General features: G+C 73.8%; 19 protein-coding genes and 1 pseudogene. 10 read left to right on the top strand and 10 right to left on the bottom strand.

What is annotated here, in order from left to right:
* Positions 1-4: 4 nt before the first annotated feature.
* From ACBR40_RS19305 to ACBR40_RS19295, 3 genes are read left to right on the top strand one after another with little or no spacing between them, the layout of a single operon-like run.
* Complete coding sequence (locus ACBR40_RS19305) at positions 5-1,174, top strand: flavin-dependent oxidoreductase (RefSeq protein WP_371249610.1); 1,170 nt, start codon at positions 5-7, stop codon at positions 1,172-1,174.
* Entirely contained in the window at positions 1,171-1,620 is a 450-nt protein-coding gene (locus tag ACBR40_RS19300) for a DUF3237 domain-containing protein (protein ID WP_344218322.1), read from the top strand. The genes ACBR40_RS19305 and ACBR40_RS19300 overlap by 4 nt, the downstream gene beginning before the upstream one ends.
* A 20-nt stretch (positions 1,621-1,640) precedes the next feature.
* Positions 1,641-3,251 carry a CocE/NonD family hydrolase gene (locus ACBR40_RS19295; RefSeq protein WP_371249609.1) on the top strand — a complete coding sequence of 537 codons (1,611 nt, stop codon included), beginning with the start codon at positions 1,641-1,643 and terminating at the stop codon, positions 3,249-3,251.
* On the opposite strand, the gene ACBR40_RS19290 is transcribed toward ACBR40_RS19295, so the two are convergent.
* Together ACBR40_RS19290 and ACBR40_RS19285 are read right to left on the bottom strand one after the other, a co-directional pair.
* Positions 3,226-4,038 (bottom strand): phosphotransferase, encoded by an 813-nt coding sequence (locus ACBR40_RS19290; protein ID WP_371249608.1) that lies wholly within the window; start codon positions 4,036-4,038, stop codon positions 3,226-3,228. The genes ACBR40_RS19295 and ACBR40_RS19290 overlap by 26 nt on opposite strands.
* Positions 4,039-4,127: 89 nt before the next feature.
* On the bottom strand, positions 4,128-4,322 hold the full coding sequence (locus tag ACBR40_RS19285; RefSeq protein WP_344218328.1) for a CsbD family protein: 195 nt from the start codon (positions 4,320-4,322) through the stop codon (positions 4,128-4,130).
* Positions 4,323-4,438: 116 nt separating this feature from the next.
* Here ACBR40_RS19285 and ACBR40_RS19280 point away from each other — a divergent pair, with 116 nt between their 5' ends.
* On the top strand, positions 4,439-4,591 hold the full coding sequence (locus ACBR40_RS19280) for a hypothetical protein (protein ID WP_371249607.1): 153 nt from the start codon (positions 4,439-4,441) through the stop codon (positions 4,589-4,591).
* On the opposite strand, the gene ACBR40_RS19275 is transcribed toward ACBR40_RS19280, so the two are convergent.
* From ACBR40_RS19275 to ACBR40_RS19255, 5 genes and pseudogenes are all read right to left on the bottom strand, one after another.
* The gene (locus ACBR40_RS19275; protein ID WP_371249606.1) at positions 4,546-6,855 is read right to left on the bottom strand and encodes a glycoside hydrolase N-terminal domain-containing protein; all 2,310 of its coding nucleotides are present in this window, start codon (positions 6,853-6,855) and stop codon (positions 4,546-4,548) included. The two genes, ACBR40_RS19280 and ACBR40_RS19275, sit on opposite strands and share 46 nt — an antisense overlap.
* Before the next feature lie 90 nt (positions 6,856-6,945).
* The gene (locus ACBR40_RS19270) at positions 6,946-8,124 is read right to left on the bottom strand and encodes a Cmx/CmrA family chloramphenicol efflux MFS transporter (protein ID WP_371249605.1); all 1,179 of its coding nucleotides are present in this window, start codon (positions 8,122-8,124) and stop codon (positions 6,946-6,948) included.
* Between the two features lie 218 nt (positions 8,125-8,342).
* A complete protein-coding gene (locus ACBR40_RS19265; RefSeq protein WP_371249604.1) occupies positions 8,343-9,488 on the bottom strand; it encodes a hypothetical protein in 1,146 nt (381 codons plus the stop codon).
* A gap of 127 nt (positions 9,489-9,615) precedes the next feature.
* Positions 9,616-10,035 (bottom strand): annotated as a pseudogene (locus tag ACBR40_RS19260) (protein kinase); the annotation flags it as partial.
* A 48-nt stretch (positions 10,036-10,083) separates the two neighbouring features.
* A complete protein-coding gene (locus tag ACBR40_RS19255) occupies positions 10,084-10,263 on the bottom strand; it encodes a hypothetical protein (RefSeq protein WP_344218338.1) in 180 nt (59 codons plus the stop codon).
* A gap of 123 nt (positions 10,264-10,386) precedes the next feature.
* On the opposite strand from ACBR40_RS19255, the gene ACBR40_RS19250 reads away from it, so the two are divergent.
* From ACBR40_RS19250 to ACBR40_RS19230, 5 genes are all read left to right on the top strand, one after another.
* Complete coding sequence (locus ACBR40_RS19250; protein ID WP_344218340.1) at positions 10,387-10,836, top strand: MarR family transcriptional regulator; 450 nt, start codon at positions 10,387-10,389, stop codon at positions 10,834-10,836.
* Positions 10,833-11,558: a LuxR C-terminal-related transcriptional regulator gene (locus ACBR40_RS19245; protein ID WP_371249603.1), complete on the top strand. Its 726-nt coding sequence runs from the start codon at positions 10,833-10,835 to the stop codon at positions 11,556-11,558. Before ACBR40_RS19250 ends, ACBR40_RS19245 begins: the two co-directional genes overlap by 4 nt.
* Before the next feature lie 70 nt (positions 11,559-11,628).
* Complete coding sequence (locus ACBR40_RS19240) at positions 11,629-12,186, top strand: hypothetical protein (protein ID WP_371249602.1); 558 nt, start codon at positions 11,629-11,631, stop codon at positions 12,184-12,186.
* A gap of 81 nt (positions 12,187-12,267) precedes the next feature.
* Entirely contained in the window at positions 12,268-12,747 is a 480-nt protein-coding gene (locus ACBR40_RS19235; protein WP_344218346.1) for a DUF4396 domain-containing protein, read from the top strand.
* A 94-nt stretch (positions 12,748-12,841) separates the two neighbouring features.
* Entirely contained in the window at positions 12,842-13,825 is a 984-nt protein-coding gene (locus tag ACBR40_RS19230) for a C40 family peptidase (RefSeq protein ID WP_371249601.1), read from the top strand.
* Positions 13,826-13,865: 40 nt separating this feature from the next.
* On the opposite strand, the gene ACBR40_RS19225 is transcribed toward ACBR40_RS19230, so the two are convergent.
* The 3 genes from ACBR40_RS19225 to ACBR40_RS19215 all read right to left on the bottom strand — a co-directional run bounded on the left by ACBR40_RS19225 (position 13,866) and on the right by ACBR40_RS19215 (position 15,973).
* Positions 13,866-14,399 carry a hypothetical protein gene (locus tag ACBR40_RS19225; protein ID WP_371249600.1) on the bottom strand — a complete coding sequence of 178 codons (534 nt, stop codon included), beginning with the start codon at positions 14,397-14,399 and terminating at the stop codon, positions 13,866-13,868.
* A 207-nt stretch (positions 14,400-14,606) separates the two neighbouring features.
* A complete protein-coding gene (locus ACBR40_RS19220) occupies positions 14,607-15,185 on the bottom strand; it encodes a TetR/AcrR family transcriptional regulator (protein WP_371249599.1) in 579 nt (192 codons plus the stop codon).
* Entirely contained in the window at positions 15,182-15,973 is a 792-nt protein-coding gene (locus tag ACBR40_RS19215) for an SDR family NAD(P)-dependent oxidoreductase (protein ID WP_371249598.1), read from the bottom strand. Before ACBR40_RS19215 ends, ACBR40_RS19220 begins: the two co-directional genes overlap by 4 nt.
* A gap of 145 nt (positions 15,974-16,118) precedes the next feature.
* Between ACBR40_RS19215 and ACBR40_RS19210 the strand changes: the two genes are divergently transcribed.
* Positions 16,119-17,090, top strand: coding sequence for a glycosyltransferase family 2 protein (locus ACBR40_RS19210; protein ID WP_371249597.1), 972 nt, complete (start codon positions 16,119-16,121; stop codon positions 17,088-17,090).
* Positions 17,091-17,100 lie beyond the last annotated feature (10 nt).

Below are 17,100 nucleotides of genomic sequence, written 5' to 3'. Positions count from 1 at the left end.
GCCTGTGCGCATCGTCATCGCCGGAGCCGGCATCGGCGGGCTCGCCGCCGCGCTCAGCCTGCACGCGGCCGGGTTCACGGACGTGACGGTGCACGAGGCCGCCCGCGAGATCCGGCCCCTGGGCGTCGGCATCAACCTGCTTCCCCACGCCGTGCGCGAGCTGACCGAGCTGGGCCTCGCCGACCGTCTCGCCGCGATCGGCGTCGCCACCGCCGAGCTGGCCTACTTCAACCGGCACGGGACCCTCATCTGGTCCGAGCCCCGGGGCGTCGCGGCCGGCTACTCCTGGCCGCAGTACTCGGTGCACCGCGGCCGGCTGCAGCGGCTGCTGCTGGAGGCGGTCGTCGAACGCCTGGGCCCGGACGCCGTACGCACCGGCAGCCGGATCACCGGCCCCGGCGAGGAGGACCTGCTCGTCGGCGCCGACGGGATCAACTCGGCCGTGCGCGCCCACCTCTACCCGGACGAGGGCCCGCCGCCGTGGAACGGCCTGGTCCTGTGGCGCGGCGTGACGTACGGCGAGCCGTTCCGCACCGGCCGATCCATGATCATGGCCGGGGACGGCACCGCCAAGTTCGTCGCCTACCCCATCGAGACCGGCGGGCGCACGCTCGTCAACTGGATCGCCGAACGCCCCCTCGACGGCGAGCCGCCCGAGCGCGGCAACTGGAACCGTCCCGCCGACCTCGCCGAGATCGGCCGGCACTTCGCGGACTGGCGCTTCGACTGGCTGGACGTCCCGGGCATCATCGCCGGGGCCGAGGCGGCCTACGAGTACCCGATGGTGGACCGCGACCCCCTCCCCCGCTGGACCTCCGGCAGGGTCACGCTGCTCGGCGACGCGGCGCACGCGATGTACCCGATCGGCTCCAACGGCGCCTCGCAGGCGATCATCGACGCCCGCGTGCTGGCGTACTGCCTGGCCAGGGGCGACCTCGCCGGGTACGAGGCGGAGCGCCGCCCCGCCACCACCGCCCTGCAACTGTCCAACCGGCGGATGGGCCCCGAGATCGTCATGAAGCTCGCCCACGAGCGCGCGCCCGGCGGCTTCGACGACGTCGAGCGGGTCATCCCGCACGCCGAGCTGGCCGAGATCGCCGCCTCCTACAAGCGCACCGCCGGCTTCGACCCGCGCGCTCTCGACGAGCGCCCCTCCTGGAGCGTGACCCGGTGAACCTCGAACCGCTCGCCCGCTTCCACGTGGAGCTCGACCCGATGCTCGACCTGGGCGCGACGCACTGGGGCAACCGCCGGGTGGTCGCCATCGCGGGCGGCTCGTTCGACGGGCCCCGGCTGTCCGGGCGGGTGCTGCCCGGCGGCGCGGACTGGCAGGTCGTGCACGCCGACGGCACCATCAGCATCGACACCCGCTACACGCTGCGCACCCACGACGGCGCGCACCTCTACATCACCACCAGCGGCGTCCGGCACGGCCCGCCCGAGGTGCTCGACCGGCTGGCGCGCGGCGAGGACGTCGATCCCGCGGACTACTACTTCCGGCTGTTCTGCCGCTTCGAGACGGGCGACGAGCGGTATCACTGGCTCAACAGGACGCTGGCCGTGGCCTCCGCGGCCCGCGCGGCGTCCGCCGTCCGTTACGACGCCTACGTCCTCACCTGACCGTCCTCCCGGGAGCCGCCATGCCGAAGCTCGACCGCCCCCCGCTGTCCGTCGCCGTCGAGCACGACGCGCCCATGCCGATGCGCGACGGGACCGTCCTGCGCGGCTCCGTCCACCGTCCCGCCGAGGGCGGGCCGTTCCCGGCGCTGCTGGTGCGCACGCCGTACGGGGAGCAGACGTTCCGGTCGGCGCCGGTGATCCCGGCGCTCCAGGCGGGCTTCGCGGTGGTGCTGCAGCACTGCCGGGGGCGGGGCAGCAGTGACGGCGAGTTCCGGCCGTGGCGGGACGAGGGCGCCGACGGCCACGACACGATCGCCTGGATCACCGAGCAGCCGTGGTCGAACGGCGAGGTGGTGATGAGCGGGATGTCGTACCTGGCGGGCTGCGCGCTCCAGGCCGCCGCCACCCGGCCGCCGGGGCTGAAGGCGGTCGTCGCGCAGATGACGCCGCACGACTTCCACGACGGGCTGAAGTACCACGGCGGCGCGTTCGCGCTCGGCTCGGCGCTGAACTGGGGGGCGCTGCAGGCGATGCTCGGGCTGCTCCATGCCATGGAGGCAGGCGGGGAGGCGGGCGAGGACGCGGGCCCGGCGTTCGGCGCGCTGCTCCCGGTGCTGGGCGACCTGGGGGCGGCGGCGCGCACGCTGCCGGTGCGCGACATCCCGGGCATCCCGTGGTGGCGGGACTGGACGGGGCATCCGGAGCGGGACGCGTACTGGGAGGAGCTGGCCGAGACCCTGCGGCACGACCGGATCGAGGTGCCGGTCATGCACGTGGCGGGCTGGTTCGACCTGTTCCTGGCCGGGACGCTGGAGAACCACCGCCGCCTCGGCGGGCCGCTGGTCATCGGGCCGTGGACGCACCTCGCGCCGGGCGCGTCGGGCGCCGGGCGGCTGGACTTCGGGTTCGGGGCGCAGGCCGGGACCATCCGGCTCGAACAGCGCCAGCTCGCCTTCCTCAAGGGCGAGGACACCGGCCCGGCCGTGCAGATCTTCGTCATGGGCGACGACGTGTGGCGGGAGGAGGAGTCCTGGCCCCTGGCCCGCGCCGTGGAGACCCTCTACCACCTGCACCCCGACGGCCTGCTGTCGCCCGCTCCGCCCGCGTCGGGCGAGCCGCGCACGTTCGTCTTCGACCCGCGCGACCCGGTGCCGACGACCGGCGGGCCGCTGCTGCTGGCCGACCCCACCAACGTCGGCCCGCAGGACCAGCGGGACGTGGAGCGCCGGCCCGACGTGCTCTGCTACACGAGCGAGGAGCTGGCGGCCGACGTCGAGGTGACCGGGCCGGTGACGGTGACCCTGCGCGCCGCGACCTCGGCGGCGTCCACCGACTGGACGGCGAAGCTGGTGGACGTGTACCCGGACGGGCGGGCGATGAGCGTCATCGACGGAATCACGCGCACCTCGACCTCGGCGGGGACGTACCTGATCGATCTGGTGGCGACCAGCCAGGTCTTCAAGGCCGGGCACCGGATCCGGGTGGAGATCTCCAGCTCGAACTTCCCGCGCTTCGACCGCAACCCGGGCACCGGGCGGCCCGCGGCCGAGGCCGGGGACGCCGACCTGGTGGTGCAGCGCCAGCGGGTGTTCCCCGACTCCTACCTCACCCTTCCTGTCGTCCCCCGCTGAGCGGGAACCCCTCCAGCTCGGCGACGGCCTGGTCGAGGTCGTCGGCGACGCCCTGGCGCAGCAGCCGGGCGTGCAGCGGCTCGCCGGCCGCGCCGAGGCGGCGGATGCGCGCCGCCCGCTCGGCCAGGCGGCCGCGGATGTCGGCGATGACCGCCGCCGGGTCGCCCGCCCATCCGTACGCGTTCAGGAACAGCCGCAGCCGGGCGGGCCGCGCGGCGAAGTCGGCGAAGCCCTCGGCGGCGGCGACGCGCCGGGCGTGCAACGGCACCCAGGCCAGCGCCACCCAGGCCACGTCGGAGTCGCGGGTGACGGGACCGGCGAAGTCCCAGTCGAAGAAGCCGGCCAGCCGGCCGTCGTGCCAGGCGGCGTTGAACGGGCTCGCGTCGTTGTGCGCGATGATCAGGCCGGGCGCCCAGCGTCCGCCGGTGCGCCAGCGCGCGTCCGGCGACGGCGCGAAGTCGGCCACGGCCTCGTGGTAGGCGCGCAGCCAGCAGGCCACCTGGCGCAGGGTGTCCTCGGCCCGCGTCCACTCCGGCCAGACGCGGCACCCGCCGATCGTGTCGCCCTCCAGGTAGGTGAGGATCTCCCTGCCGTCGGCGTCGACGCCGAGCACGCGCGGCGCGCCCTCGAACCTCTTGATCTCCAGGTGCCGCAGCAGCTCGTGGACGGAGGCCGTCCACGAGCGTACGGGCCGCCTGACCGTACGGCCGATGCGGATCGCACCCGAGTCGTTGCCGCCCTCCATCGCCCACCGCCAGCACGCGTCGCCGTACCCCGCTACGGGCACTATCGCCCATCCGGGCGCGCTCGCCTATGCCCCCCCCGGGCAGCGGACGGGGCGGGCCCGTCACAGCGGGCCCGCCCCGACGGGCGTCACTACTTCTTGAACGCGTCCTTGACCTTCTTGCCCGCGTCCTTGACCTTCTCGCCCGCCTGCTTGAGGCCGCCCTCGGTCTGGTCGGCACGGCCCTCGGCGCGCAGCTCCTCGTCGCCGGTGGCGTCCCCCAGGTTCTCCTTGGCCCGGCCCTTGAGCTCCTGGGCCTTGTTCGAGATCTTGTCCTCGGTGCTCATATGTGCCTCCCTTGTCGTGCTGGGCTGTCGTTCTCAGCGAGCACTTCCTCTTTCCCGGCAGCGCGAGGGGAAACCCCGCGCCACTCAGTCCACGTCCACGTCGTCGAGGAGGCGGGTTGGGGACGAACACCACCAGGCCGCGCCTGGCCGCCGGGGTCCCCGACGGCCGGGAGGCCACGGTCGAGGGCGCCGCGCACCATCCCGACCTGGAACGCCCCGGCGTCTACGACGAGATCGTCGGGGCGTTCCTGGACGACGTGATCGTGTAGGCCGTGCCGGCGCGGGCGGTCCAGGTCAGCGTGTCGCCGTCGCGGCGCGCGCCGGCCTCGTGGCCCCGCTCGTCGTGGACGCGGCAGCCGCCGGCGATGAAGGAGGAGCGGACCGTGATCGGGCCGGTCCTCCCCTTGCGTACGGTCACGGAGCCGGCGGCGCCGTTCCGCCAGACGGCGTCCACGGTGACGCCGCCGCGGGCGCGCAGGCCGCTCACCGAGCCGTCCTTCCAGGCCGAGGGCAGGGCGGGCAGCACGTGCACCACGTCGTGATGACTCTGCACCAGCATCTCCGCGATGCCGGAGGCGGCGCCGAAGTTGCCGTCGATCTGGAACGGCGGGTGGGTGTCCCACAGGTTGTCCAGGGTGCTGCCCTTGAGCTGCTCGGCGAGCATCCTGTGGGCGTGGTCGCCGTCCAGCAGCCGCGCCCAGAAGTTGATCTTCCAGGCCTTGGACCAGCCGGTGCCGCCGTCGCCGCGCGCGGCCAGCGACACCTTGGCCGCCTCCGCCTCCGGCGTGCCGGGCCGGATCCGGTCGCCGGGGTGGAGGGCGTACAGGTGGGAGACGTGCCGGTGGGTGTCGTCCCGCGCGTCCCGGTCGCTCTTCCACTCCTGGAGCTGGCCCCACGAGCCGACGCGCAGGCCGTGGTCCAGCCGGGCCAGCGCCGCGACCGCCTCGGCCTGGAGGTCGGCGTCCACGCCGAGCGTCCGCGCCGCGGCCACGGCGTTGGCCAGCACCTCCCTGACGATCTGCTGCGACATCGCCGCGCCCGCCGAGAAGTCGCCGTGCTCGGGCGAGTAGCTGGGGCTGACGACGAGCGTGCCGTCGCGCGGGTCGGTGTGCAGGAAGTCCAGCCAGAACTCCGCCGCGCCCTTGAGCACCGGGTACGCGGTCTCGCGCAGGTACGTCTCGTCGCCGGTGAAGCGGTAGGTGTCGTAGAGGTGCTGGGTGAGCCAGGCGGCGGCCTCGGGGAACCAGAAGGCGGTGGGCCAGTCGTGCACGCCGGTGAAGCCGAACGGGGTGGTCTCGTCGCCCACGACCCAGCCGCGGGCGCCGTACATGTCCCTCGCGGTCCTGCGGCCCGGCTCGACCAGGGCCGCGACGTAGCGGATGTACGGCTTCGCGGTCTCGTGCAGGTTGGTCTGCTCGGCGAGCCAGTAGTTCATCTGGAGGTTGATGTTGACGTGGTAGTCGGCCGACCAGGGCGGGGCGGTGGAGGTGTTCCAGACGCCTTGGAGGTTGGCCGGGAGCAGGTCGTTCTCCCGGGAGGAGGCGATGAGCAGATAGCGGCCGTAGGCGAAGAACAGCGACTCCAGCGCGCGGTCGGCGGCCGAGGCGCCGCCGGTGTAGCTCGCGCGCAGCCGGTCCGTGGGGACCCCGGCCGGGGCGGCGCCGCCGAGGTCGAGCGCCACCCGGTCGAACAGCTCGCGGTGGTCGGCGACGTGCGCCCGCCTGAGCTCGTCGTAGGGCGTGGCCGCGGCGGCGTCCACGGCGGCGGTGACCCTGGCGTGCGGGTCCTCGCCGCGGTAGGCCGGGTAGGTGTCGGCGTAGTCGGTGCCGGCCGACAGCACGAGCACGGCGCTGTCGGCGCCGGTGACGGTGATCCGGTCCCCCGCGTCCGTACGGGTGCCGCCCTGCGCGATCACCTGCACCTGCGCCTCGAAGACCATCCCGTTGTCGCTCAGCCGGCCCCGGACGGTGAGCCGGCCGCCGGCGGCGGTGACCGTCTTGTCCTCGTGCGGGGAGGTGTGGCGCAGCGTGAAGGAGACCGTGCCGGGCCGGTCGGCGGACAGGCGGCCGACGATGACGCCGCCGGGGTTGCTGGCGAAGTACTCGCGCGAGTGGCGGACGCCGCCCGCGCTGTAGCCCACGCGGGCGACGGCCTCGCGCAGGCTCAGCTCGCGGCGGTAGCCCTCCGGAGTTGCAGGCGCGCCGGTGAGATCGAGGAACAGGTCCCCGAAGGTCTGGTACGCGCCGTAGCCGGACCTGGCCTGGCCCAGCACGGCGGCCACCGCCTCGGGCGCCATGCTGCCGTCACGGTCGATCTGCCGCCTGACCTCGGCGATCGCGCCGGGGCGGGGGCTGGTCCAGTTGCCGAAGTCGTAGCCGGGAGAGCCGGGGCCGCCGGTCCAGAGGGTCTTCTCGTTGAACTGGAGCCGCTCGCCGGCCACGCCGCCGAAGACCATCGCGCCCAGGGGGCCGTTGCCGATGGGCAGGGCCTGGGTCTCCCAGTCGGTGGCGGGCTCGTCGTACCAGAGGGTCAAGTCATCGGGTGTATCGGCGGGCGGTAAACCAGCGGGAAGCATGAGAGCGATGATAAGCGGCCCCCCGCCGTGCGGGCGAGGGGCCTTCTGCTAGGCCCGGAGGTCGGATGACTGGTCGTCGGCGCTCGTGAAGAGGGTCCGGCGGGCCAGGATTCCGATGAGCAGGGCGGTCGCCACCAGGACGACGGCGGCCCACGCGGGCGAACGGTGGCCGAGGCCGGCGGCGAGGGCCAGGCCGCCCAGTGCGGGCCCCACGGCGGCTCCCACGTTGAGCGCGGCCGTGGCGAACGAGCCGCCGAGCGACGGCGCGCCGGACGCCGCGTACAACGCCCGCGCGATGAGGGCCGAGCCGACGGCGAACGCGAGCGCCCCCTGGACGAAGGCGAGCAGGACGGCGGCGACCGGGCTGCCGGCCGTGGCGGCGAGCAGCGCCCACCCGGCGAGCAGCGCGATCCCGCCCCCGGCGAGCAGCGGCGCCGGGCGCGTGTCCGACAGCCGGCCCGCGACGCTCACCCCCGCGAACGAGCCGAGCCCGAACAGCGCCAGGACCGCCGGCACCCATCCCTCCGCCAGCCCGGCGACCTCCGTCACCAGCGGGGCGAGGTAGGTGAAGACGCAGAAGGTGGCGGCGTTGACGAGCGCGGCCAGGACGAGCACCACGACCACGCGCGCCTCTCTCAACACCCGCGCCTCCCCCCTGACGCTCCGCGGCGCGCCCTCTTCCGAGGTCGCGGGGATCCTGCGGAGGACGGCGTACAGGGCCGGGAGGCAAGCGAGGGCCACCGCCCAGAAGGCCGCGCGCCAGCCGAACGCCTGTCCGAGCACCGCCCCTCCGGGCACCCCCGCGACGCAGGCCAGCGTGACGCCGCCGAGCAGGACCGACGTGGCCCGCCCCTTGGCGTCCGGCGGCACCATGGCGACGGCCGCCGCCAGCCCCACCGCGAGGAACCCGGCGTTGGCGACCGCGGCCAGGACCCGGGTCACCAGCAGCACGCCGAAGTCGTCGGTGACCGCGCCGACGACGTGCACGAGCACGAACACGACCAGGAACGCCGTCAGCGCCCGCCGGCGCGGCCAGCGCAGGCCGGCGACCGCCATCAGCGGCGCCCCGACGATCATCCCGGCGGCGAAGGCCGACGTCAGCGCCCCAGCGGCGGAGACGGAGACGCCGAGGTCGCGGGCGAGGTCCGGGACGAGGCCGGACAACATGAATTCCGAGGTCCCCTGCGCGAACACGGCCAGCGCGAGGACATAAAGGGCCAAAGGCATGAGTTGCGACTCCACAGCCACGTCGAAGAACGACCCCGGCAGATGGGCACGGGGTTCCGGTCCGTACGACGGCGATCCGGTGGCTGGGGAAGGCGCAGCCCACTGACGGCCCGGGCGGCGGAGAGCGGACGCGGGCACGACGGCATGCTGCGGGGCGCCACCGGATGACCGGTGGCTAGAGTCTTGACGCCTCAGGGCCGGACGACATGATCCACACCCTACCGGGTTCGCCCGGCCCGGGGCTCAGGGGTAGTCCTCGGTCGCGTGCGAGGAGCCGTAACCGCCGGAGGCGGCGAAGGACGCCCGCCACTGCCCGTTGCTGCGCGGCGTGATGACGGTGAACCTGCCGGAGAGGTTGCCGGTGCTGTGATCGGTGACCGAGCGGCGATCCGGAGGGCGGCGGCCTCGTCCCGCTGTCTGGAGCCGGCCCGGTCCTGGGCGACGGCGACGGCGGCGACGGCGAGGACCAGCGCCACGAGCGCGGCCATGACGCCCGCCGTCCGCCTGCGCCGCCGCGCCCGGCTGCGGGTGCGGGCGGCCGACTCCTCCAGGAACGCGTGCTCCAGCGAGTTCGGCCGGAGCAGCCCGCCGCCGCTCTCGGCCCAGGCCAGGGCGTCGCGCAGGGCCGTACCCCGGTACAGGTCGTCGGGTTCGCGGCCGCGGTCGTCCCACAGGCGGGCCGCCGCGCCGAGCGGGCCGTGCACCGCCAGGCCCGGCCGGTCGGCCTCGATCCAGCCGCGCAGCCGGGGCCAGGCGCGCAGCAGGCCGACGGCGGCCAGGGTCACGGCGTCGTCGCGGCGTACCAGCAGGCCCTCGCCGGCGAAGCCGTCCAGCACGCGGGCCACCGCCCGCGGGTCGGTGGCAGGGTCGGACAGCTCGTGCACGTACGCGCTCCGCAGCGCGCCGTCGGCCCCGTCGGCCCCGTCGCCCGGGGGGACGAGGCGCAGCAGGACGCGCGGCACGACCTCCCTGTCCTCGGGGCCCAGCTCGTTGTAGACCCGCTCGGCCAGCTCGGCGGGCGAGGGCTCGACGGCCGCCGCCGGGCGGAGCAGCCCGGCGGCGGCCCTGCTCCCCTGCCGGAGCAGCCGGTCCGTGTCGTCCCGCCGATCACGCGTATCGGGAGAGGTGGGCGGGGGTGGTCCGGAGGGCTGGGGCGTGAACTCCTGCGGGAGGCTCGCGTCGCCGTCCCGGCTTCCGGGCGGTTCGGGGCGGGCGAGGAGTTCGGGGTGGGTGAGGACCTCCGGCTTGGCGAGGCCGTCCGGGGTCAGCAGGGCCTCCGGGAGCAGCCGTTTCGGGGCCCAGCCGCCGACCAGGCGGAGCAGCAGCGTCGCGGCGTCCGGCCGGGCGTCGGCGTACAGCGACATCGCCGCCTCCACCAGCTCCCGCAGCCCCGGCGGCGGCGCGGCCCTCGTTCGTGAGTGTCATGCCTTCGGCGTGGGCGACGCCGAAGTCGATCAGTCGCGGGCCGTCGGGCCCGAGCAGCACGTTGTCCGGTTTGAGGTCGCGGTGCACGATGCCCGCCCGGTGGATGCCGGTGAGCGCGGTGGCCATGCCGACCGCCAGCCGGTGCAGCGAGTCGTCGTCGAGCGGCCCGCCGGTCTCGACCGCCCGCCGCAGGTCGGGGCCGTCGACGTACTCGCTGACGATGTACGGCGGCCGCGCGTCGAGGTCGGCCTCCAGGACGCGCGCCGTGCAGAACGACGCCGCCCGCCGCGCCGCCACGACCTCCTTGGCGCAGCGGGAGCGCATGTCCCCCTGGTCGAGGTACTCCTCACGGAGCGCCTTGATCGCGACCCGGCGCCCGGCGCGGTCGTACCCCTCGTAGACAACCCCCTGCCCGCCCGCTCCGAGACGTCTGACCAGCCAGTAGTCCCCGAGCTGTCGCGGGTCTCCCGGGAGAAGGAGCCCCATGTCCCCTGCAGAGAGCGCGAGGGGCCCCGGTGATACCGGGGGGTGTCGTCACGAGTAGAAGTGCATGACGACCGCCAGGCCGACGAAGTGCATGAGCACCACGGACACGATGAGGGCGATGAACACGAACTTGGCCGGGCCGTGCTCGAAGTGCTTGCCCTCCTTCAGCGGCGGCAGCTTGGCCTGGCGCTCGGCGATGCGCTCCTCAAGCGGCTTGCGGTGAAACACGGCGGTCCTTCCCGGCGGTTGGTTTGCGTACTCACGTTTGGCAGGCTAATAGTTGGTACACAAAGAAAGCTACCAGAGGCCGGCGGAGGTCCCCATATGGAGGACGCGACAGACGTGAAGGACGTGACAGAGATCACGGACCCGCTGGCGCTGGAACGGCAGGTGTGCTTCGCCCTCAGCATCGCCTCGCGCAGCGTGATCGGCCTCTACCGGCCGCTGCTGCAGCCCATGGGCCTCACCCACCCGCAGTATCTCGCGATGCTCGCCCTCTGGCAGCACGAGCCGCTGTCGGTGAAGGAGCTCGGCGAGCTGCTCCAGCTCGACCCGGGAACGATGTCGCCGCTGCTGAAGCGCCTGGAGGCCCTGGGCTACGTGCGCCGCGAGCGCAACAGCAGGGACGAGCGCGCCCTGTCGGTCACCCTCACGCCCGAGGGCAGGGCGCTGCGGGCGGAGGCGGAGAAGATCCCGCCCGCCATCGTCTCCCGCCTCGGCATGGGCCTCGACGAGCTGCAGGACCTGCACCAGGCGCTGACCCGCCTCACGGCCGCCGCCCGGCGCCACCCGCCGGCATGAGCGACGGCGTGTCGCTGGAGCGGCTGACCCGCCGCCTGGAGGAGGTCGTGGGTGAGCTGCGCGGCCTCCCCGTGGACGTCGAGCGGGTGGACGACGACGCCGTCGTACGGGCCCGGATCCTCCAGGCCGCCCGCGCCGCCCGCGCGCTGCGCGCCATGCACCCGGTGGGCTCGAAGGACACGGGCCGGCAGGAGCAGCGCAGCCGGCGCGACGTGCTCGACGTCCTGGAGGGCGGCGTGTCGATGCGGACGATCGTGCACGCGAGCGTGCTCGACGATCCGCTCAAGGCGGCCCGGATCCGGCAGCTCCACGCGGCCGGCGACCTGCACCGGGTGGTGGACGAGCCGATCCAGCAGGTGCTGATCTTCGACCGGGCGGTGGCGTTCGTCCGGCTCACCCCCGTCGCGGAGGCCCCCGGCGCGCTGGTGATCCGGCAGCAGAGCCTCATCGCCGCGCTCGTCGACCTGTTCGAGCTGACCTGGGCCAAGGGGCGGGAGGTCACCGAGCCGGCGCACCGGCTGACCGCGCGCGAACGCGAGGTGCTGGCGCTGATCGCCGAAGGCCGCTCCAACGGCGCGGTCGCGCGGGCGCTGTCGATCACCGAGGCGGCCGTCGGCAAGCACGTGGCCAGCCTGTTCGCCAAGCTGGAGATCCCGGCGGGCGCCGACGACAACCGGCGGGTGCTGGCGGTGCTCGCCTATCTCCGGGGCGCCGTTCAATAGGGGTGGCCCTACCTCGACCTCGCCCTGTCCCCCGTGTGGGCGGGGCGGGCGGGGCCGTTCAATGGTCGGCATGCAAAGGATCACTGGATTGCTCATCGGCGCCGTCTTCGGCGCCGTTTTCGTCGTCGTGAACGCGCACGAGCCGCTGAACGGCGTGGTGGCGACGTTCCTCAGAGTGGCGGCCTGCCTGGCCGCCGTCGCGGTCGCCGCGATGTGGTTCAGCGTCGCGCGCGGGCAGCGGACCGGCGAGGGCGGCAGCGGAGGGCCGATGTTCGGCCGCGGCTATCTGGCGGTGGTGGCGGCCGAGGCGCTGCTGCTGTTCGGCGGGCTGCGGGTGCTCGCCGCGTGGGAGCGTCCCGTACAGGCCAACGTGGCGTGGATCGCCGTGGTGGTGGGCGTGCACTTCGTGGCGCTGGCGCCGATTTGGCGGACCTGGGACATCGTCGTGCCGGGGGCGCTGCTGACCGTGCTCGGGGTCGCGGGCCTGGTCATGACCGGGACGGCGGCGATCGCGTGGGTGCCGTTCGTCAGCGGCGTGCTGTCGGGGGTGACGCTGCTCGCGGGGGCGGTCACCGCCGGGTGGCGCACGCTGGCCTCGGCGGCCTCGGCGGCCAGGACGGCCGCCTGACCGCCGCCCGCGACCCCCGCCAAAGACACCCATATACCCCCTCCCCCTATAATTCCTGACGCCACCCCCTCAAGGAGCGTCATGGAACACGGCGATCATCATCACCCGGCCCCCGAACCTCCCGCTGCCACCTGGGCCGCGGCGGCGCAGGCGACCCTGCACTGCCTGACCGGCTGCGCCATCGGCGAGGTGCTCGGCATGGTCATCGGCACCTGGCGCGGCCTGTCCGGCCTGGCCACGGTCGTGCTGTCCGTGGCGCTCGCCTTCCTCTTCGGCTACGCGCTCACCATGCGCGGCGTGCTGCGGGCCGGCGTCGACCTTCGCACCGCGCTGAAGGTCGCGCTGGCCGCCGACACCGTCTCCATCGCGGTGATGGAGGTCCTCGACAACGCGGTCATGCTGCTCGTGCCGGGCGCGATGGACGCGGGCCTGGACAGCGGCCTGTTCTGGGCGGCGCTGGCGGGCTCGCTGGTGACCGCCTTCGTGCTGACCACACCCGTGAACAAGTGGCTGATCGGGCGCGGCAAGGGGCACGCGGTCGTCCACCGCTACCACCACTGACTCCTCCGGCTCCTCGTTGAACGCGCCCGCCGCCGCGGGCGTACCTCCCTATGGGCCGCCCGCCCACCGGACAGGGAGACCACGAGGAGGCTGAGTGGCCGTGCCAACAAGGCTCGCGCGCGCGGCGGCGGTCGCGGCGGCGCTGGCCGTCGCCGGGGCGGCCGTCCACCCCGGCGCCGCGCTCGCCGAGCCGACCCCCGCCCAGGCCAGGGCGAAGCTGGTGAAGCTCAACGAGCAGGCGGACCAGCTCGTCGAGCAGTACAACCAGGCGAACGAGACCTACCGCAAGGCCCGCGCGAAGTACGCGGCGCTCGACGCCGAGATCGGCCGCAAGGACGCCGCTGCCGCCGCCCTGCGCCGCGACCTCATGGCGGCCGTGGTCAGCGACTACCAGATCGGCTCCGCGGACGGCTGGGCCAGGCTGGTGGGGCAGGGCAGCCCGGAGGCGCTGCTCGGCGGCGTGGCCTCGCTCGACGAGATCGCGCGGGCGCGGGCGGCGAAGCTGCGCGCGTACGAGGCCGCCGACGCGGACCTGCGCCGACGGCACGCCCAGGCCAGAACCGTCCTGGCGGAGGCGGAGGAGGCCCGCGACCAGGTACGCGGCCGGCGCGACAAGGTGGACGAGATGGTCGATGAGCAGACCAAGCTGCTGCGCCGGCTGGGCACCTTCCGCACCGGCGACCCGGCGAGCCACGGCATCCCGTACACGGGCCCGGCCTCCGGCAGCGCCCGCGCGGCGCTCCGCTTCGCCTTCGCCCAGGTCGGCAAGCCCTACCGGTACGGCGGCACGGGGCCGGGCTCCTACGACTGCTCGGGCCTCGTCCAGGCCGCGTGGCGGGCGGCCGGGGTCACGCTGCCGCGTACGACGTACACGCAGTGGAGCTGGGGCGCCTCCCGCCGCGTCCCCCTGACCGCCCTCCAGCCCGGCGACCTGCTGTTCAGCAAGGGCCTCGGCCACATGGGGATGTACGCGGGCAACGGCAAGATGGTGCACGCCCCGCAGACCGGCGACGTCGTCAAGGTGGTCGACCTCGACGCCTACTGGCGAGGCCGCCTCGCCGGCGCCGTCCGCCCCTGACCAGCGCCCGCACTTCCCTGGAGCGCCGCCCGGCGGCCTCTCATTCCGGGAAGGTAACGCCAATGTGGGTCGATCGCATCCATTCATCGTCCACCGCAGCTTGCAGCAGCGCTTCGGCGGTCATAAGTATGGCGCGGTCCCAGCGGGTGTCCCACATTTCCCTACCGCCTGGCGTAGCGGCGATCCATTCTTCGACGCTGGCGAGATCCGGATCCGGGTACCAGTCCCGAAAGCTCGCGTCGAACGCGACTACGCGACCGCCTTGAGCGTAATAGGACACGATCGCCGGAGCGTCGTCGCACCATGCAGCGCTCAGACAGGGTCCATACTGCGCCAGGGCGGGAAGACATCCGCGCGCCCAATAATCGACGTCGTAGTCCATGATGATCGTGCCGTTACCGAGATGCCCAATGAGCATATCGATATCGTCACTTTGAAAGCGCATCGGCTTCGTGTTCTCGGGAGAGATGCCGTAGGCCGCCAAGACATCGGTCGTGGTGGCGGAGCACCAAACAAGGTGGAGGACGTCATTGGTGTGCAGACCGAACCACTTGGCATAACTCTCATCGATCACTGGTCTTCCTCCCTGATCAGCAGACAGGCGTGCCGTCCGCCGCCAGAACGAACAGGTTAGCGGCGGAGCGAGGTCTTCCCCCTCCCCCCTGGCGGCTCGGTGCGGTCGCCTGGTTCGTGGCCGCGGTGACCCTGATCGTCGCGCTCTACCGCGTGGCCCGTCTGCCCTGCCCGTCGCCGGCGTCCGCGGGGCCGCTGAGCCGGGCGGTCAGGGGCTCAGGGAGCGCCAGATGCGGTCGGGCAGGATGCGTGCCGCCTCGGCCAGGTCGATGCCCGGCGCCCCGGCCAGCCATCGCCTGGTCACCTCGGCGACCGGCCCGATGAGCAGCATCTCCACCTGCGCCGCCGGCAGCGGCGCGACCGCTCCCGCCGCCATGTGGCGGCCGATCCAGTCGTTCAGCCGCGCCAGCCGCTCCGCCTTGCCGGCCGCGATGCGCTCGGCGTGCGGCCCGAGGTCGATCGCGTACGGCCCCGCGTGGATGAAGCGCGCCTTGTCCGGATGGCTACCGGTGAAGTCCAGGTACGCCCGCACCGCCCGGCACACGCCGTCACGGGCGTCCGCGGCGCTCTCCACGGCGGCGATCAGCGCGTCGAGCAGCTCGGCCATGCACCGGCTGTACAGCGCGGCCGCCAGCCCCTCCAGGCTGCCGAAGTGGTGGTACAGGCTGCCCATGCTGACGCCGCTGCGCTCGGTCACGGCCCTCAGGGTGAAGTCGCCGGGGTGCAGCTCCAGGGCCGTGTCGAGGAGCTTCGTGATCGTCTCGGCGCTGCGCCTGTGCGGGGTCACCGGGCCGCCGTCAGCTCCTCGGCCTCGTCCCAGATGCGCCGGGCGAGGTCGCGGTCGGCGGCCGGTCCCTCCAGCGGGACCTCCCTGGTCTGGTCGAAGTAGCGGCCGGTGCCGGTGTCGCGGGCGAGGGCGGCGACCGGCGCGGCGCCCTCCTCGGGCGTGGCCCACTTGCGTTTGGCGGCCTTGAGCAGCCAGCCGAGCGGGCCGCCGCGGTCGCCCAGCCCGGTGCGGATCACGCCGGGGTGCACGGCGTCGATGGTGATCCCCCGGTCGCGCCAGCGTTCGGCGAACAGCGGCACGGTCAGCAGGTTGCACAGCTTGGTGTCGGCGTAGGTGCGCAGGGAGGAGAAGTCCGCGCCGACGGCGGTGCGTCCGGGCTCGGCCCGGCCCTTGACGTAGATTCCCGCGCTGACCTGCACCACCCGTTCGAGCCGGTCCTCCAGCAGGTGGTTGAGCAGGAACGGCGCCAGGTGGTTGACCGCGAACGACTCCTCCAGCCCGTCGCCGGTCAGGACGCGGCGGCTCGGCCAGAGCCCGGCGTTGTGCACGAGCACCTCGACGCGCGGGCACCGCGTACGCAGGTCCTCGGCCAGCCTGCGGACGGACGCCACGGTGGTGAGGTCGCCGGGCACGCACTCGACGTCGCCCGCGAGCGCCGCGGCGGCCCGCCGGCCCCGTACGGGATCGCGGGCGACCAGCAGCACCTTGTAGCCGTCGGCCGCCAGGCGGGCGCACACCGCGTGCCCGATGCCGCGATTGCCGCCGGTCACCACCGCGAGAGAGGTCATGCCAGAGCATTTTTCTGGAGAAATGATCTAATTTCAAGACAGACGACCTCTACGGCCCCCATGACGGGCGCGATGCGGGATCATGGAGGGGTGGCCGGGGCGTCGCAGCCGGCCGTCAGGACGAGCCGTTGCCGAGGGGTCCCCCGTGACGAGAGTTTCCCTGATCGTGCCCTGCTACAACGCCGCGCGGACCCTGCGCCTGTGCCTGGAGTCGGTGCTGGCGCAGACCCGCGTGCCCGACGAGATCGTGGTGGTGGACGACGCCAGCTCCGACGGCTCCCCCGCCGTGGCCGAGGAGCTGGGCTGCCGGGTCGTACGCCTGCCGGACAACCGCGGCGTGTCCGCGGCCAGGAACGCCGGCGTCGCGAGCACCACCGGCGAGGTGATCTTCTTCCTGGACAGCGACGTGGCGCTGCGCCCCGACGCCGTGGCGGGCGCCATGGCGATCCTGGAGTCGGATCCGGGCGTGGGCTGCGTGCACGGCGTGTACGACACCGAGCCGCTCATCGACGACGGCCCCGTCGAGTGGTACCGCCTGCTGCACCAGGTGCACTGGCGCAGCCGGCACGTGGGCGAGGTCAACAGCGTGGTGTTCGCGCTGGCCGCGGTGCGGCGCGAGGTCCTGGCGGCGGCCGGCGCGCTGGACGAGAGCCTGCGCGACTGCGAGGACGTCGAGTACAGCAGCCGCCTCGCGGTCCGCACCAGGATCGTGCTGTCCGACGCCGTGGTGGGCCGGCACGACGAGGGGCACCGGCTGCTGCCGGTACTCGGCGAGCAGTGGCGGCGGGCGCTGCCGCTGATCCCGCTGGCGCTGGCCACCGCCCGGCGCGGCGCGGCCAAGCCGGAGAACGCCAACAGCCGGGCCGGCATCCTCGCCTGCGCGCTCGCCCTGGCCTGCCTGCCGCTGGCGCTGCTGTCACCGGCGCTGCTGGCCGTGCCGGTGGCGCTGGTGGGGTGGTTCGTGGTGGCGGATCCGGGATTGCTGCGGTTCGTCCACCGGGAGCGGGGGGCGGGGTTCACCGCCTACTTCATGGCCGTGCACCTGGCCGTGCACGTGGTGCTCGTGGCCGGGCTGGCGGTGGGCTCCCTGCGCGTGCTCCGCCCGGCCAGAGCCTAAAAGCGGGTCT

The organism is Nonomuraea sp. AD125B, from assembly GCF_041402765.1.
Lineage (GTDB): Bacteria > Actinomycetota > Actinomycetes > Streptosporangiales > Streptosporangiaceae > Nonomuraea > Nonomuraea bangladeshensis.
This window is presented reverse-complemented; position numbering and strand designations above follow the sequence as displayed.

Coding starts and splice junctions, on each gene's coding strand:
- ACBR40_RS19295 (WP_371249609.1), top strand. CDS start 1,641: ATGCCGAAGCTCGACCGCCCCCCGCTGTCCGTCGCCGTCGAGCACGAC.
- ACBR40_RS19285 (WP_344218328.1), bottom strand. CDS start 4,322: ATGAGCACCGAGGACAAGATCTCGAACAAGGCCCAGGAGCTCAAGGGC.
- ACBR40_RS19270 (WP_371249605.1), bottom strand. CDS start 8,124: ATGCCTTTGGCCCTTTATGTCCTCGCGCTGGCCGTGTTCGCGCAGGGG.
- ACBR40_RS19265 (WP_371249604.1), bottom strand. CDS start 9,488: ATGTCGCTGTACGCCGACGCCCGGCCGGACGCCGCGACGCTGCTGCTC.
- ACBR40_RS19245 (WP_371249603.1), top strand. CDS start 10,833: ATGAGCGACGGCGTGTCGCTGGAGCGGCTGACCCGCCGCCTGGAGGAG.
- ACBR40_RS19240 (WP_371249602.1), top strand. CDS start 11,629: ATGCAAAGGATCACTGGATTGCTCATCGGCGCCGTCTTCGGCGCCGTT.
- ACBR40_RS19235 (WP_344218346.1), top strand. CDS start 12,268: ATGGAACACGGCGATCATCATCACCCGGCCCCCGAACCTCCCGCTGCC.
- ACBR40_RS19215 (WP_371249598.1), bottom strand. CDS start 15,973: ATGACCTCTCTCGCGGTGGTGACCGGCGGCAATCGCGGCATCGGGCAC.